This window comes from Lysinibacillus sp. A1, assembly GCF_000801965.1.
Lineage (GTDB): Bacteria > Bacillota > Bacilli > Bacillales_A > Planococcaceae > Lysinibacillus > Lysinibacillus fusiformis.
Genome location: NZ_JSZM01000028.1, coordinates 1 through 14,127, shown reverse-complemented (window position 1 = coordinate 14,127; position 14,127 = coordinate 1). Strand labels below are relative to the sequence as shown.

The following is a 14,127-nucleotide window of genomic DNA, read 5'->3' as shown; positions in this document are numbered from 1 at the left end:
AACAATTGGGGTGCAGTTCAAAATAAGGAAAGCGTTTTTATGATATTAATGATTCCTCCACCTTATATTCAATCAACTTCTCCTCTGGAAAAGCTTTCCTAAAATAATTTCTTTTTCGATTCAGAATGCTCCTAGCCTATAATCAAAACAGTAGCTAATTAAACCTCTGCCAGACTTTTATATGCACTGCGACTAATCTTATATGAAGTATTTTTCTAAAAAATATTATTCATTTCCATATTTTACACTCTATTAATATTTGTAACAGTCATGTAAACTACGTCTATTGGTAAAAATTTAATAGAAGAAAGTAGAGGAACCACCAATGAAAGCACTTTATGTTTTTTTATCTTCCCTTGTATTTTTTGGATTTATTTGTGTTTCACCAGCAGCAGCAGCAGAAAAACCCATCGATTTATATTTTTTGGATGATGTTGATTACGATCATTGGGCATACGAAGAATTGGAACGTTTCCTATATGCAGATATTATAGACGGATATGTGGAAACAGAATCGTTTGAGGAAGATGGGGAGAAATATGATTATACATACGTCTCTATAAAACCAAAAAATTCGATTACTCGTGCTGAATTCACGAAAATTTTAGTGAATTCAATGAATTTACATGCAGGTGAAACAGTTAAATCGTTCCCTGATGTAAAACCAGCGAAATGGTATTACGAGTATGTGAAGGTTGCTAGCAGCCAAGGCATAATCAATGGTAAACCTGACGGCACTTTCCGACCGAATGATAAGATTACACGTAACGAAATGGCAGTCATGATTTACCGTGCATTTGAGTCAACGCTTGATTTTTCAGCAACAGGAAAAGTATTCCCAGATGTACCAAAGGGTAATTTTGCCTATGAAGCGGTTATGAAAACGGCAGCTTTAGGAATTATCAAAGGATATGGAAATGTCTTTAAACCTTACAATGATGCAACTCGAGCTGAAGCTATCGTGATGATTGACCGTGCCTTACATTTAGTGCCAGGAACAGATGAAGATCCAGCTGCAAGCATTCAAACAGTGGATCGTTACATTAAAGATGAGATGAAGTTTACTGAACAACAAGACGTAGAAGCATTAAAAGCCCTTTATCGTGAAACGACAATGGGTTACCAACTGGCTTATTCACTTGATAGTATGGATATGGCAGGTATGATTGAAGAAGATCCAGATTCTAAATTCACAATGGAACAGATAGGTGAACATGTGATCAATGCAATTTCTGTAACGAATCATTTTGCTGAAGTTCGCATTGATAACCTAGTATATAAAGTATCTATGACAGCTCCAGATATGTCTTTTAACATGAACATTGACTTATCAGGTACTGCTTATCTTAAGAAAAATGATGATGGTAAATGGAAAATTTATAACGTTGTTCTTGATGAAGATGACTCTGACCAAGATTGGAAAGAAGCATTAGAAACTGAGATCAACTAAGAACAAAAAGCGGAAGGGATTTATTATCTCAAATCCGCTTTTTTTCTTAAACTAAATAAGTTTATCTTTAAAAGTTTACTTCAAAATTATGGGGTAGAAATAATGTCAATTTACATATAAAAAAGACGAACCGGAATTTCTGATTTCGGTTTTTATTGTGGATTAAGATCCAATTTTGGCGCTAATTGTAGGGCATTCCTCTGTAGAATCCTCATCATTGAATTCATTAGGTTATAATATAGTATAGATTTTTGAATGGAGCGATGGATATGAATGGAGCGCAAAAAGCGTTTTTTGAGGAAAAGGAACGTTCACTTGGCGTTCGTCTAAATGATGTACAGGCGCAGGCAGTGCTGCAAACGAATGGTCCGTTGCTACTATTGGCATCGCCTGGTTCAGGAAAAACGACGACGATTATTATGCGTATTGGATATATGATTGAGGAGCTTGGTGTGAAGCCTTCTCGCATAAAGGCCGTTACGTTTAGCAAGGCATCGGCAGGTGATATGAAGGCACGTTTTGCAAAGTTTTTCCCGCATTTGCCACCGGTTGATTTCTCGACGATTCATAGTTTAGCTTTTCAAGTGGTGCGGCAGACACTTGAACGTCAGGGCATTTCGTACGGCATTATTGAAGAATCGGACAAGCCGGGTGTCGTTTCTAAAAAAAGAGTGCTTCGCGAGATTTTTGAACAATTAAATGACACAAAAATTACGGAAGATCAGCTAGACGAGCTACTGACGTACATAACGTTTATCAAAAATAAAATGCTGCCAGAACAGGAATGGGATATTGCAAACGTAAAGGTGCCAAGAAAAGTACAGATTTTACAACGTTATGAGGAATATAAGCGCACAGGTAGTGACCGTTTGTTAATTGATTTTGATGATATGCTATTAATGGCAAATGAAATTTTCACGAAAAACCGAGATGTGCTGGCACAATACCAACGCCGCTATGATTATTATTTAACGGATGAGAGTCAGGATACGTCACCCGTCCAGCATGAGATTATTGCGAAGCTTGTCGCGGTGCATCAAAATTTATGCGTCGTCGCGGATGAGGATCAGGCCATTTATAGCTGGCGAGGTGCAGACCCAGACTATTTGTTAAATTTCCAAAAGGTATTTCCGGAGGCGCAAGTTTTACTGATGACACAAAACTATCGCTCTTCTGCAACGATTGTAGAGCCAGCCAATACATTCATTCAGCGTAATAAAAAACGTTATAACAAACAAATGTTTACGGAAAACCCTGCAGCAGAGCCAATCTCATTTAAAATTCTAGAGAATTACCATTTACAGGCCAAATATTTAGTGGATCAGTTGAAAAAACTGTCTAAGCGTGGCTCAACGGCTATTTTATATCGAAATAATACGTCAGCCATTCCACTTATAGACGCGATTGACAGAGCAGGTTTGCCTTTCTATATGAAAGATTCTACCATGCGCTTTTTTACGCATTGGGTCGTGGAGGATATTATGAACTTCATGCGTCTAGCGTACAACACAAAAAACATCACTGTCTTTGAAAAAATTTATAGAAAAATGAATGCTTATATTACACCAGCGCAATTGAAGGCACTACAAAGGGTGCCGGAGGAAGGCTGTGTATTCACTCAGTTGTTAGAGCATGTTGAGTTAAAGGATTATCAGCCTGAATATATTAAGCGAATTCGCAAAACGTATGATAGCATTCAATTTGATAAAACAACGCCAACCGCCATGCTCGAGCATATCCGTTATGACTTTGGGTATGAGCGTACTTTAAAGAAAATGAGTGAGACTCTCGGCTTTAATTATGAAAATTTACTAGATATTGTAGATGTACTTGGTTTAATTGCGCGTCATACGCAGACGATGACTGAATTTGCAGGTCGTTTAAAGCAGCTTGAACATTTAGCCCGCTCGTCTCACATAGAAAATGATTTGAATGCCATTACACTGACAACATTGCACAGCTCAAAAGGCTTAGAATTTGACTGTGTGTATTTGATTGACTTAATTGAAGGGATTTTACCTAGTGAGCAGGAAGAAGAAATTGAAGAAGAAACGCGGCTCTTTTATGTAGGGATCACGCGAGCGATTCGCCATTTGGAATTAATTTCGTATAGCAAGCGCTTTAAAACAAGTGTGGAGCCATCGATTTTCATGAAGGAGTTAAAACAAATCATTTCACCGCAGGAAGTACCAAAGAAAGCGCAGAAAAGCCCGAGGAAAGCACTGAAGCAATATCATAATGAGCGGACAATTACAACCGAGTCAGCGTTAATCGTTGGCTCGAAAGTAATGCATGTGATTTTTGGAGAAGCGGAAATAGTAGCTGTTACAAGTAGCACGATTGAATTGTCATTTACAACTGGAAATAAGAAGTTTGTGACGGATACATGTTTACAGCAAGGCTATCTAGAAATGATGGAAGAGTAAATGTAGCGTATTCAGGAGTTTTTTTAATGTACAAGGGTCCGCTCGGTCATTGAATTTGGTAAAATGCAAAGCGAAAAAAGACTGTTGATGGTTATACCGTTAAAAGATGATCTTATTATCTGTCTGCGATAGAGTAGATTTAAGTGGGGCTTGTAATCGATGGATAGAATATCTAGTTGCTGTGAAGAAATGAATGGTTCTTTGTTTAGTGATCATGATAGAAAGTAAATGTCATGTTTTAAAATTTATATAACATCCTTTTTGTGGGATATTTTTCCTTACTTTATATGAGAGCTAATTAGAATAAGTGTAATTCCTGTGAATAGGCAAATGATTCTCATGACAGGAATTTTATCAGCGAGTCCAAATAAGGCAATGGCAGTCGTTACGATTAAAACTGTTGGACCAACCAAAGCAAGCAATGTATTAATATAGAATGCTTTTTCTAAACTATTCAACTTTAGCATTAACAACCCAGCACTTACTTCAATACTTCCAGACAAAACCCGTAAAATAACCATAGCAAGAAGAGATTTATCAATAATTGTCATCATCCTATCTTTATCAATAATTTTCGTTTATACGAGAACATTCCATCATTCGGATAGAATCAACATAGACTTCTGTTTTATAGAAAGATTAACATCAATATATGTAGGGCTCATATCAAATATTCTTGATATATAATGCTTTATAGTATTGAGTTAATCAGCGATTTTCTAGGAAATCGAATCAGTTTGATATATCTATTTTCTGGTTAAATAGATTTTATTATTGCATTAGAAAATGGTTAAGTAAGTCATAGACACACATAATTATCCCACTACCATTCTTTGTTCATTCTTCATTTTAAGTGAGGGGAGTCCATTTACTAGAATCTAATTCTACTATTAGTTCTCGTTAAGAAATGTTTAGTATTTGAGCAACGCTTGAAGTGGTATATATTCAGGAAACTGATAAGAATAATGAATCATGTTAGAATGAGAATTGAAAAAGATCAATTTTTGCTAGATACAAATGGATATTAAACTAAGCCTAGCAATGGAGGAATTCATTAAATGTATATTTTGCCTATTGGTTTTTTTATAATTTTCCTAATTACAACAGCCACGGGACTACTTTTCATATTTAAGCTGAAAAAGAAAAGTAAATATAACATTGCTAACGGAACTATTGCTTTAGGGACTGGGATTTTTTCGTTAATAGCCTGCATTATTTTCATATTTTTTTAGCGAATAATAAGCCGTTCTGTTTCTTGAATTTACGGAGCAGTGGATGGTTAAGTAAAGAAGAACAAAGTAAAAGCGGTCCTCCACAGAATAGATTGTGGAAGGCCGCTCTTTAGTATTGATACAGCACCATTTATTGTTGATTATGTGTCTGATTTGTTTAACTAATAGATCTATTTAGCTTATGCAGCTTGACGCAATGATTTCATAATTAAGCTCACAATGAAAACTAGTAAAATTGCACCAATGAGAGCAGGGAAGATATAGAAATCAGAAATTTGAGGACCCCAACTTCCTAGAAGCATACCACCAATCCATGCACCAATAATACCTGCAATAATATTACCAATAATGCCACCTGGGATATCTTTTCCCAAAATTATTCCCGCTAGCCAACCGATAAGCCCGCCAATTATTAAAAACCAAATGAAACTCATACTGTACATCTCCTATCTTGTATTATAAATATTTCGCTATAGTGTTATATAACCTTTATTAAGCCTCTTCAAACTATATAGAGAAAAAATATTTAAACGAACGGGGCGTGATAGTGGAAAAACAAAAATTCTTCGTTAAAAAACAAAAAAACGAATATAGTGTAAAGAATGGAAATCCATGATGTAGGAAATAATGAGTTTTCTTATGCAAATAACAATTCAAAACAAATCCAAATCAGTATGGAGGTAAATAATGAATGTTCTTGATTGTATCATTATAGGTGGAGGTCCTTCAGGTTTAAGTGCTAGTTTAACTTTAGGAAGGGCTAGAAGAAACATTGCATTATTTGACGATAGAACCAATAGGAATAGAGTGACACAAGCATCACATGGATTTATTACTCGAGATGGAATAAAACCACAAGCGTTTAAAGAAATAGCGTTAAAAGAGCTGGAAAATTACCCGTCCGTATTCTATTTTACTTCCACAGTAACTGAAATTATTAAGGATATAGGAAATGAGCGATTTACTGTCAAAACATCTACTAATGAGGAATTTGTTACAGAAAAAATAATACTCGCCACAGGTATTCAAGAAATATTTACTATACCAAGTATAAGAAAGTTTTATGGGAAAAGCCTATTTAGTTGTCCGTATTGTGATGGCTGGGAGCAAAGAGATAAGCCATTAGTGGTTATTGCAGAAAAAGAAGAGCATGTACTACATTTGACTAAGTTAGTTTATAATTGGTCGAAGGATTTGGTTGTCTTAACAAATGGGGCCCAACTATCTAAAGAAGGTAAAATGGAGTTACAAAAACACAATATTAAAATCATTTCGGAAAAGATCAAAGGCTTAATAGGTAATGATGGTTATTTACAAAAAATTGAATTGGAAACAGGGGAAACAATTATAAGATCTGGTGGATTTGTTGCCCCATCTTATTATCGCCCCAATCAATTTGCTGAGAAGCTTGGCTGTGAAATTCATGAGAATGGAAAAGTTATTACAGACGGTGTTGGTAGAACAACCCAAAAAAATGTATATATTGCAGGTGAAACCGAAAGATCTAAACCATCCTCTTTAATAATTTCAGCTGCAAAAGGTAATAAAGCTGCGGTTGCAGTAAATACTGATATAACGATGGACCGCTTTTGATTACGTCATAATACCTGCCGCTTCAACTAAAACTTAGCTAATATTCAATCAGGGAAATGTATTCTCACATTTACTTTAAACATTGTGTTAGATAGAGTTAGTAGTATAAAAAATTACGAAGGACGAATTTTGATTTTAGAATTCGTTTTTCGTGTTGTTTAAAAAGCTTGAAGGTTTGAAGTTTTTTTGTTGAATTTTTCGAACTATGGCACAGCTTTTCGAAAACAAAAAGAATAGAATTTAATACTAAAAGCCCCGATTTAGATATTGAATACTTGAACTGAATCATTAAACTAAAAAAACAGTTACTATTACACTACCTGTTAAAAAAACACAACCTAATGGACCAACTAGACGCAAATCTATATCTTCATTTTCCATCCTTGGCTCATCAACAATAAACTAATGTAGCATTTATGGCTATTTTAAATAGAAAAACTTTAGTGCAGAGAAATTAAAAGGATTAAACACGGTACAATACCGAATTCAATCTTTCATAGCTGTTTAACTTAATGGAATGTCTAAATTGGTGGTGTCTTTTCAAAAAGAAAAGGCACCCATTTTTCATTTAAGGTTCAGTAGGGAAAGTAGTCAAAATCTACATCTTTTCTAGAGCATTTTTTATGGGCTTTTGAAGTACGTCTATAATGGCTGCGATGATCGCTGTTATTAAAATCCCTATTAGACCAAGTGCTATCGGACCTGCTGCGTCGTCACCCGTGAACATTGCAAAAAACCTTAAGTAAATTAGTAGAATCAAAATGAAGAAAATAACTGTGAAAGCACATTTTTTTATAACCTTCAAGGATTTAAGAGATAGGTCAGAAAAGGCATTGTTTAGATGGATATAACTTAATAGTTTGTATGCTTGAAACAACGCAACAGAAAACGTAATGCATACTCCGTAGGCACATAGTAATAATGGATATATCGAGTAATCTCCTGGACGCACTTTCGCATCTCGTATAGCTGTTTGAGGTAACCAATATACACACACAGCAAGTACCGCAATTCCAATAAGAAAAGCAACGATTTTTAAGAAAAAAGTTGAACTTAGTTTAACATTCATATTAAGCACCTCACTGATTTAATGATAATATGATATTAGTTTATTTATTATCGTTTATCAATATATTTATTTTGTTTTTCATTATATTGTTGTTGTTATTCAGTTTAACTATTTTTTATTAAGCTAACGGTCTGCTTTATTTTAACAAGCATTAGACAAATCACGGACTTGATGCGAGGTCTATAATTAGACATTTTCTTGGATAATCTAACTTTTGGGGTTTTTTTAAATGGCGTAAATGCAATCAGGAATATGAGCATAATATTAATTTGAATATAGGCTCTTGTTTTATCAATCCCAAATTGTTTGATTCAATAAAATTCATTTTTTAAATTTGCATGTTAATGTCTATTGAAATAAGCTTACTGATAATAAGTGTTAATGAACTTGGCTATATTTTTGAACGGTAACGCTAATCCCGAAAGATTAAAAATTCCTTCGATGAATGCCCACTGTAAAAGGTAGTGGTCGGAAAAAAATAAAGGGCTTCAAGAAAAATGGTGTCGATAGCTACGGTAATACATTCTAAAAATATTTAAGAAAAATGGTTGACACTGACGCTACTAGTTGATACTATGTAGTTGTAATAAGTAATACTTAATAGCTTGATTACTCAAAAGCTGTTTTGAAAAAAAATTTACCTAAGTACTAAGTTATACTGAATATAAGTCAGACATAGTAGAGGGGGTTCTAAATATGGAAAATTTAACAGAAATGCTGAAGGGTTCGCTGGAAGGTTGCGTACTGGAAATCATTAGCCGCCATGAAACCTACGGATACGAAATTACTCGACGCTTGAATGAGTTAGGTTTTACCGAAGTCGTAGAAGGGACGGTATACACCATCCTTGTGCGTTTAGAAAAGAAACATCTGGTAAGTATTGAAAAGAAACCGTCAGATATGGGACCGCCCCGCAAGTTTTACTCACTTAATGAGGCTGGACGTGAAGAACTTAAGCTGTTTTGGGAAAAATGGGATTTTATATCTTCGAAAATCAATGTCCTGAAGTCAATCTAGTTTCATATGATATTCCGTCCAATAATTTTGAAGTATCTTTTTATGCTTAATAAAAAAGGAGGAAAATAACATGATAGAAATGTTCAAAAAATTGATTGGCGATAAAAAAGAGTACAAGATGATGATGGCACGGGTTGAGGAACTTCCAGATGACTACCAGTTTGTATTTAAAAAAATTCAAAACTACATGTGGAATTTCACATCAGGCAATGGGATGGATATGCTGCACATGCAGTATGAATTGATCGATTTGTTTGAAGCTGGTGCAGCGGAAGGCAGACAAGTGCTGGAAATCACAGGTGAAGACGTGGCGTCGTTTGCTGATGAACTAGTAGCAAACGCTAAAACCTATATTGCCAAGTATCGTGAAGATTTGAATCAGAGCATTTTGAATCGATTAGGAAAAAAATAAATCAAACCGATAATTCAGACTGAATAGCTAATTACCGCCTTCGCTATTCAGTTTTACTTTTAACCTAGTACTAAGTTATACAGATTATCGGTTAGACAGAGTAGTTGAGTGAATACAAACTGTAAGGAGATTTTTATAAGGGAGGAAAAAAGTATGACTAATGAAACGATTTCTGTAAAAGGGTTAAAAAAATCTTTTCAAGAAAAGGAAGTCTTAAAGGGGGTGGATTTTGAGGTGCATCGTGGCGAAATTTTCGCACTTCTAGGCTCAAATGGAGCAGGCAAGACGACGATCGTCAACATCCTCTCAACGCTTATGAAGCCTGATGGTGGCAAAGTAGGTATTTGCGGTCATGATGTCCAGCGTCAACCGGATTATGTCCGTCAGAGCATCAGCCTGACAGGGCAGTTCGCAGCTTTAGACGGCATGCTCACTGGGCGAGAAAACCTGATGATGGTTGCCAAGTTGCGAGGCGTTCCCAATCCCTCACAAATTGCAGACAATCTGATAGCAAAATTCAGCCTGACTGATGCGGCCAATCGTCGGGCAGACAAATACTCTGGTGGGATGAAGCGCAGGCTAGACATCGCCATGAGCATAATTGGGAGGCCAGAAGTCATTTTTCTAGACGAACCAACAACAGGGCTTGACCCCGAAGCTCGGATAGAAGTCTGGGAAACTGTCAAGGAGCTTGCTGGTGGTGGCACGACCATTTTCCTAACAACACAGTACCTGGAGGAAGCCGAACAAATGGCCGATCGTATTGCCATCCTACATGACGGAAAAATCATTACTACCGGTACCCTAAGCGAACTCAAAGAGATGTTCCCGCCAGCGAAAGTAGAGTACATTGAGAAGCAGCCGACACTGGAGGAAATTTTCCTCGGAATCATTGGCAAAAAGGAGGGAATATAAATGACAAGCAAAACATGGGTATTATTAGGACGTTTAATGCGTAACATCATGCGCAGCCCGGATACTATAATTACAGTGGCTATTACGCCGATTATGATGATGCTTCTGTTTGTCTACGTCTTTGGCGGCGCCATCGAGACAGGTACGGATAACTATGTCAATTATTTATTGCCAGGAATCTTGCTGATGGCTATCGCATCCGGAGGCGCTTACACCTCCGCACGGATGTTTACGGATATAAAGAACGGGCTGATGGCGCGTTTTATGACCATGCCTATCAAGCGCTCGTCTGTATTGTGGGCTCACGTGTTGACCTCGCTAGTTTCTAATGCCATTACGATTGTGGTGGTTTTCCTCATCGCGCTCTTGATGGGCTTCCGTTCCAGCGCAGAAATTCTGGATTGGCTTGCGGTAGCTGGGATACTGGGGCTGTTTACGCTAGCACTGTCATGGTTGGCCATTATTCCTGGTTTGGCAGCACAGACTATGGAGGGGGCGACAGCTTACTCATACCCTTTAGTTTTCTTACCGTTTATCAGTTCAGCCTTTGTTCCCACCGAAACAATGCCAAAAATTGTCCGTGCGTTTGCTGAAAACCAGCCTGTTACCTCCATCGTAAATGCTATTCGTGCCCTCTTATATGAAGGGTCTGTTGGCAACGATATCTGGCTTGCTCTTTCCTGGTGCATCGGCATCATGGTTATCGCTTACTTTTTCGCCATTAAACAATTTAAGCGCCAGTTAAGTTAGGGAGATAATAAAAGAATAAAGCAGTAGCGTCATTCATATCACTGCTTAAGAATTGGTTACTGGTTTACGGATACCGGATACACAGTAGAGACATCTGACACCTCTTATTTTAAATGTTATGGAGTTTGTAGGATTGAATATATCACAAATAAATACAACAAAGGGGTATGTTTACGCAAACATACCCCTTTGTTGATTGTGTTACGTTCGACTATTCAAATACTTGAACAAAACTATTAAGAGAAGCGACATCTTGTGTCTCATTCATCACTTCTATATAGGACTTTATTAAAGCTTGAATGGAAAGTGGTGCTTTCTCAAATTCATCAGCGATGGCATTCGCATAATCACGCTCCCATCCACCATCTTGCAAATAGTCCGCCTCAACGATAACAGACTTTTTCAACTGAAAATTCGCTGTTTCTGCAATAGCTAAACTTTGACTTTTACTCCACACATTCTGAATGTTACCTTCGTTTTCAATAAAGGCTGAATAAAGCGCCAAAATGGAAACAGCGCAAAAATGACTACGCTGCTGTAAGCTCGTATACGCCATATCCCATTCTGCAAAACATAGCTTCACACCTAGTTGCTTCGCTCGTTGAAAATATTGAAGTAGCTGTTCCATTGATTTGAAATACCAAGAACTATGGGACAACACGACCACATCAATGTCCTCTAAAAGATGAAACGTTAAAAAATCTGTCTCTAAATGAAACGAGATTCGCTTCCCTAATGGCGATGACTGAATTTGTGCATGGGCTTGTGCAAGCGTTAACGGTGCACCGTAATCACTTGCTGCAATATCAAGCGCAAGTACATGCCCAGTGTCACCAACAATGTCTGCCAACACTACCGTTGTATCCCCTTGACCACAGCCAATTTCAAGAACACGCATGCCTTCTTGAATACCAAACGCCTTGACTAACGCGAAACGATGACGTAATTGTATCTGTTGAATTTCATTTTCTTTATATAAATTATATTTTTGACAAAATGATTTTACTTGGTCTTGCATGTAGACTCCTCCTTGGGTAACGTAACGTTGCCGAACGCTATGTAAAGGATTGAGGCTCAGCTACATTTACCCTCACATGGTTTTAACTTGTTAATGATGTATTCTCCTAAAGTCAGCATCAATTCATTTCCCCTCTCGATTATCATTCCAGATATTATAAGTTAAAACTATGAATTTGTCAGTTAGAAGAAAAAATTCCAATTCCTAATTTCCCATTTTGTCTACAATTGTCAGTCGTCATTACGGAAAAGGGCGCAAATGTTGAGGTAGCACATTTAATTTCAAAATACTTTAGTTCATTAAAGGTTTTTAACCTATACATAATCATTCAAAATAAGGTACCTAAATGAAAGTTTGGAAAGAGACTGAAAACAAAGAAATGTTGTTAAACCACCATTTGCATTAGAGGGTCAGATTGTGTTGTGGAGTCATTTTTAAATTATGTAGGTTATTTATGTTAAAATATATGGAAATTGCATTTTTTTCTTAATTTTTAAAATTGCGCAAAAGAGAGGGGAATTAGAAAATGGATGATTTTGTGGAATTATGGGATGTGTATGATATAAATCGCATTAAAACAAAACGTATTTGGGTTCGTGGAGAACAACCTCGACCTGATGATTGGCATTTAGTTATTCATGTATGTATTTTTAATTCAAGTGGAGAAATGCTCATTCAACAAAGGCAGCCGTTCAAAGAAGGTTGGCCAAATATGTGGGACCTTACTGTGGGAGGGAGCGCGATAGCTGGGGATACAAGTCAAATTGCAGCACAAAGAGAATTGTATGAAGAAATAGGTTTACAATTAGATCTTCAGCAAATACGTCCTCATTTAACCATTAACTTTGAGAACGGTTTTGACGATATATATCTAATCGAAGAAAATGTGCAGCTACATAAGCTCACTTTACAGTATGAGGAAGTACAAAATGTGAAATGGGCAAGCAAGCAAGAAATTTTGACTATGATCAAAAACGGAGAGTTTATTCCTTATTATGAAAGCCTTATTCAATTACTATTTGATAGCCGAAAGCAACGAGGCTCTATTCAATTGTAGTTAATCTCCAGCAATCACCAAAAGGTAATTTACAAGTTTTTTAAAACATTGAAGAAACTTTAACACAGGATTTAGATGAACTAGATATCTTTTTTTAAATTATAGAGGAAGCAATTGAAAGGTTGTCAAAGCCATTTACACGTTAATAATATTGCATTTGAATTGAGCCGCAAAATACTGGACTTAGAAGTAAACATAATACTTTAAAGAAAGACTGTTTTCATAAAGATTGTTGTTAGCTAACTAGGATGCAGGTAAATGCAAGAAGGATTTAGAATATTGTTTCGATATGGACGCAAAAAATGGGGGAATTAATATATTTATAGTTAGAACAGTTATTTTATGGATGATTATATCCACTATCATTAATGCCTATTTAATGACATTACCCATACCTGTTTTACGAAAAAGAAATTATCCTGCTAACTACCTTATTCTACAAAACAACCGAATAGATTTTCAAATCAATACGGAATGTGCAGCATTTTCAACATCGTATCTACTTCGCCATTTTGGTATGGAGGCCGAGGGTGAAGCGTTATATACGGATTTTCCTAGTAAAACGAGGGCAGGCACTGTATATCCAAAGGGAATTCGTGAAGTATTAAGAAGAAAGGGCTTTCAAACAAACTATTATAAAGGAAATATAAATACATTAAAGTATGAAGTTAGTAAAGGTACTCCCGTAATTGTTTTTATAAAAGTACAGAAGAATCGTAATAATTTGCATTTTGTCCCTGTTGTAGGCTATGACAAGGAATATATTTACCTTTCAGAATCATTAAAGCATCTAGTGAATTGTGACGATGATAACAAGAGCTATAATCGAAAAGTTCCAATTAATGAATTTAAGAAACTTTGGAATATAAAGAGAATTCATATGCCTCTATATAGCAATACTTACATAACCGTGGACGCCAAATAAAGCTATCATTAAAAGAGGGTCCAGTCAGAAAAATGCGGATTTGCAACGTTAAAACGGCGCTTGGGGTGCATTTTTGTTCAACTAACAGCGGCTTTAATTAAAGAAGATAGTCAAAATCTGGAGCAACAATCTATACGATACAGTCAAATGACATAACTTTTTACAAATCTAAACAAAAATATGTTCCCAAATGAAAGTTTGAGGGTCTGAAAAATAATCTTTTACGATCAGGCGCTTTCTGAAATTTGAACTGCACCCCAATT

General features: G+C 36.2%; 13 protein-coding genes. 9 read left to right on the top strand and 4 right to left on the bottom strand.

Annotation, left to right across the window (positions count from 1 at the left end):
• Positions 1-325: 325 nt before the first annotated feature.
• Both PI85_RS19810 and PI85_RS19805 read left to right on the top strand, forming a co-directional pair.
• Positions 326-1,450 (top strand): S-layer homology domain-containing protein, encoded by a 1,125-nt coding sequence (locus PI85_RS19810; protein WP_036126063.1) that lies wholly within the window; start codon positions 326-328, stop codon positions 1,448-1,450.
• Between the two features lie 269 nt (positions 1,451-1,719).
• Positions 1,720-3,876, top strand: a complete 2,157-nt coding sequence (locus PI85_RS19805) for an ATP-dependent helicase (protein WP_036126062.1) — start codon at positions 1,720-1,722, stop codon at positions 3,874-3,876.
• Positions 3,877-4,154: 278 nt separating this feature from the next.
• On the opposite strand, the gene PI85_RS19800 is transcribed toward PI85_RS19805, so the two are convergent.
• A complete protein-coding gene (locus PI85_RS19800; RefSeq protein ID WP_008177674.1) occupies positions 4,155-4,430 on the bottom strand; it encodes a YqhV family protein in 276 nt (91 codons plus the stop codon).
• Between the two features lie 857 nt (positions 4,431-5,287).
• Positions 5,288-5,542: a GlsB/YeaQ/YmgE family stress response membrane protein gene (locus PI85_RS19795; RefSeq protein WP_036126059.1), complete on the bottom strand. Its 255-nt coding sequence runs from the start codon at positions 5,540-5,542 to the stop codon at positions 5,288-5,290.
• Positions 5,543-5,795: 253 nt separating this feature from the next.
• On the opposite strand from PI85_RS19795, the gene PI85_RS19790 reads away from it, so the two are divergent.
• On the top strand, positions 5,796-6,701 hold the full coding sequence (locus PI85_RS19790) for an NAD(P)/FAD-dependent oxidoreductase (RefSeq protein ID WP_036126057.1): 906 nt from the start codon (positions 5,796-5,798) through the stop codon (positions 6,699-6,701).
• A gap of 598 nt (positions 6,702-7,299) precedes the next feature.
• On the opposite strand, the gene PI85_RS19785 is transcribed toward PI85_RS19790, so the two are convergent.
• Positions 7,300-7,770: a DUF2975 domain-containing protein gene (locus tag PI85_RS19785; protein WP_008177676.1), complete on the bottom strand. Its 471-nt coding sequence runs from the start codon at positions 7,768-7,770 to the stop codon at positions 7,300-7,302.
• A gap of 696 nt (positions 7,771-8,466) precedes the next feature.
• Here PI85_RS19785 and PI85_RS19780 point away from each other — a divergent pair.
• The 4 genes from PI85_RS19780 (at position 8,467) to PI85_RS19765 (ending at position 10,864) form a co-directional block, all read left to right on the top strand.
• Positions 8,467-8,787, top strand: coding sequence for a PadR family transcriptional regulator (locus tag PI85_RS19780; RefSeq protein ID WP_036126055.1), 321 nt, complete (start codon positions 8,467-8,469; stop codon positions 8,785-8,787).
• 70 nt (positions 8,788-8,857) lie between these two features.
• The gene (locus tag PI85_RS19775) at positions 8,858-9,199 is read left to right on the top strand and encodes a DUF1048 domain-containing protein (RefSeq protein WP_025116274.1); all 342 of its coding nucleotides are present in this window, start codon (positions 8,858-8,860) and stop codon (positions 9,197-9,199) included.
• Positions 9,200-9,352: 153 nt separating this feature from the next.
• Positions 9,353-10,114, top strand: coding sequence for an ABC transporter ATP-binding protein (locus PI85_RS19770; RefSeq protein WP_036126052.1), 762 nt, complete (start codon positions 9,353-9,355; stop codon positions 10,112-10,114).
• On the top strand, positions 10,115-10,864 hold the full coding sequence (locus PI85_RS19765) for an ABC transporter permease (RefSeq protein ID WP_036126050.1): 750 nt from the start codon (positions 10,115-10,117) through the stop codon (positions 10,862-10,864).
• A 211-nt stretch (positions 10,865-11,075) separates the two neighbouring features.
• On the opposite strand, the gene PI85_RS19760 is transcribed toward PI85_RS19765, so the two are convergent.
• Positions 11,076-11,882, bottom strand: coding sequence for a class I SAM-dependent methyltransferase (locus tag PI85_RS19760; protein WP_036126047.1), 807 nt, complete (start codon positions 11,880-11,882; stop codon positions 11,076-11,078).
• Positions 11,883-12,420: 538 nt separating this feature from the next.
• On the opposite strand from PI85_RS19760, the gene PI85_RS19755 reads away from it, so the two are divergent.
• Entirely contained in the window at positions 12,421-12,939 is a 519-nt protein-coding gene (locus PI85_RS19755; protein ID WP_200878363.1) for an NUDIX domain-containing protein, read from the top strand.
• 289 nt (positions 12,940-13,228) lie between these two features.
• Positions 13,229-13,864, top strand: a complete 636-nt coding sequence (locus tag PI85_RS19750) for a cysteine peptidase family C39 domain-containing protein (protein WP_235318516.1) — start codon at positions 13,229-13,231, stop codon at positions 13,862-13,864.
• The last annotated feature ends 263 nt before the right edge of the window (positions 13,865-14,127 follow it).

Coding starts and splice junctions, on each gene's coding strand:
- PI85_RS19810 (WP_036126063.1), top strand. CDS start 326: ATGAAAGCACTTTATGTTTTTTTATCTTCCCTTGTATTTTTTGGATTT.
- PI85_RS19805 (WP_036126062.1), top strand. CDS start 1,720: ATGAATGGAGCGCAAAAAGCGTTTTTTGAGGAAAAGGAACGTTCACTT.
- PI85_RS19800 (WP_008177674.1), bottom strand. CDS start 4,430: ATGATGACAATTATTGATAAATCTCTTCTTGCTATGGTTATTTTACGG.
- PI85_RS19795 (WP_036126059.1), bottom strand. CDS start 5,542: ATGAGTTTCATTTGGTTTTTAATAATTGGCGGGCTTATCGGTTGGCTA.
- PI85_RS19790 (WP_036126057.1), top strand. CDS start 5,796: ATGAATGTTCTTGATTGTATCATTATAGGTGGAGGTCCTTCAGGTTTA.
- PI85_RS19785 (WP_008177676.1), bottom strand. CDS start 7,770: ATGAATGTTAAACTAAGTTCAACTTTTTTCTTAAAAATCGTTGCTTTT.
- PI85_RS19780 (WP_036126055.1), top strand. CDS start 8,467: ATGGAAAATTTAACAGAAATGCTGAAGGGTTCGCTGGAAGGTTGCGTA.
- PI85_RS19775 (WP_025116274.1), top strand. CDS start 8,858: ATGATAGAAATGTTCAAAAAATTGATTGGCGATAAAAAAGAGTACAAG.
- PI85_RS19770 (WP_036126052.1), top strand. CDS start 9,353: ATGACTAATGAAACGATTTCTGTAAAAGGGTTAAAAAAATCTTTTCAA.
- PI85_RS19765 (WP_036126050.1), top strand. CDS start 10,115: ATGACAAGCAAAACATGGGTATTATTAGGACGTTTAATGCGTAACATC.
- PI85_RS19760 (WP_036126047.1), bottom strand. CDS start 11,882: ATGCAAGACCAAGTAAAATCATTTTGTCAAAAATATAATTTATATAAA.
- PI85_RS19750 (WP_235318516.1), top strand. CDS start 13,229: ATGGACGCAAAAAATGGGGGAATTAATATATTTATAGTTAGAACAGTT.